The sequence below is a fragment of the Turicibacter sp. GALT-G1 genome (assembly GCF_025594995.1).
Classification (GTDB): domain Bacteria; phylum Bacillota_I; class Bacilli_A; order MOL361; family Turicibacteraceae; genus Turicibacter; species Turicibacter bilis.
The window spans coordinates 1-1,063 of sequence record NZ_JAMQUS010000126.1 but is presented as its reverse complement, the minus strand read 5'-3'; the positions used below and the strand labels follow the sequence as shown (position 1 = coordinate 1,063).

Annotated in this window: 1 protein-coding gene; it reads right to left on the bottom strand. The window is 36.9% G+C overall.

Going from position 1 to position 1,063, the window contains the following annotated elements; genetic code table 11:
• Positions 1–13: 13 nt before the first annotated feature.
• On the bottom strand, positions 14–958 hold the full coding sequence (locus tag NEH74_RS13565; protein WP_055305798.1) for an IS30 family transposase: 945 nt from the start codon (positions 956–958) through the stop codon (positions 14–16).
• Positions 959–1,063: the final 105 nt, after the last annotated feature.

The window sequence follows — 1,063 nt, the reverse complement described above, 5'->3', positions numbered from 1 at the left end:
ATATGACGAATTGTCAATACAAATGCGACAGTTTCTCATAAAATAGTTCGAATGAAGTTTTCCAACCTAAACATTTTCGTGGTCGATGATTAATGAGGTAGAGTGCCTCATTAATCTCTTCATCACTGACTCGTGCTAAGTCAGTCTTCTTCGGGAAAAACTCTCGAAGAAGACCATTGGCATTTTCATTACTTCCTCTTTGCCAAGACGAATAGGCATCTGCAAAGTAAACAGGAACCTTTAAGTCAGCTTCTACTTTGGAATAACAAGCAAACTCTTTTCCTCGATCAACGGTATAGGTTTTAAAGGTGTCTTTAGGAAAGAGTTCATATAAGTCGCTAATCGCTCGGTACATTTCTGTTGCTGAGCGATTTTCTATTTTCACGGCGACGTAAAAACGTGTTTGACGTTCAACAAAAGTCGCTAAACAACCTTTACTCTTCCCACGACTTGAAACAACCGTATCTAATTCCCAGTGTCCAAACGTTTCACGTTTTTTGACTTCTTTAGGACGTTGATGAATCGAGGTTCCAATGTTAAATCGTCCACGTGTTTCTCGTGGTTTTCGGCGCTTTCCTTTTTGTCTTAAACAACTTAAATCTCCTAACAAAATCGTTCCATCATAAAGCCAACGATAAATGGTTTTAAATGAAATCACACCCTTTAAAACTGTATTAGAAATTTGTTCGGGTGACCAAGTTAGCTCTAAATATTTTTGAATCGTTTGTATCAATTGTTCTGATTTCTTCTCTGAACGATGACAAACTAAGCGACGTTGCTCAGCTAATTCGTCTGCTAACTCAGCCTGATATGTCTTTTGAGTATTTCGTTTCAGTTCACGAGCAATCGTTGAATGATGGCGATTTAATTGCTGAGCAATTTGTCTCGTTGAATAGCCCATTTTTGAAAGAACTTCTATACGTGTACGCTCAAATGTGTTAAGATGGTTATAACTCATAAATAGATCTCCTTGTTAAGAATTTGGTGTGGTAACTTCATTCTATAACAAAGATCCTATTTATGAGCTTTTTTTTATGTGTCGCACTTAATATTACAATCTATC